A 515-nucleotide genomic window follows, 5' to 3' on the forward strand; every position below is an offset into this window, starting at 1 on the left:
TTGGCATGACGCGTTGAATTATTCACAACCTCACGTTTCTCGCGTAAGAATCTCGTTATGCTGCTAACGTGTGCATTACTGGAAGGCTCCATGGACATTTTATTGCTTGTTGGATTGATCGCACTAAATGGCATTTTCGCTATGTCTGAGATCGCGCTAGTCGCGGCGAAAAGCGGCCGACTAAAAATGATGGCCGAAGACAACGCACCTGCTGCGCTCGCTTTAGAACTAAAAAACAACCCTACCCAGTTTCTTTCGACTATCCAAATCGGAATTACTGCCATCGGTCTACTCAGTGGCATTTTTGGTGAAGCAACGCTGTCCATTCCTTTTGAACACTGGCTCGTTGCCCGAGGGCTAGAGCGCGAAGTCGCCACCATTCTTGCGACCACCAGCGTTGTTATTTTGATCACTTACTCCGCGATCATCATCGGTGAGCTCGTGCCAAAACGTTGTGCTCAAAACAACGCGGAAAGCATCGCAATTGTGGTCGCCTATCCTATTCATTGGTTAGC

The 515-nt window shown here is 48.3% G+C and carries 1 protein-coding gene; it reads left to right on the forward strand.

The features are described 5' to 3' along the window. Window positions 1-57 precede the first annotated feature (57 nt). A partial coding sequence (locus tag R7P74_RS29455; RefSeq protein WP_318124290.1) for a CNNM domain-containing protein occupies window positions 58-515 on the forward strand: 458 nt, incomplete at its 3' end.

Source organism: Vibrio sp. 2033, from assembly GCF_033339735.1.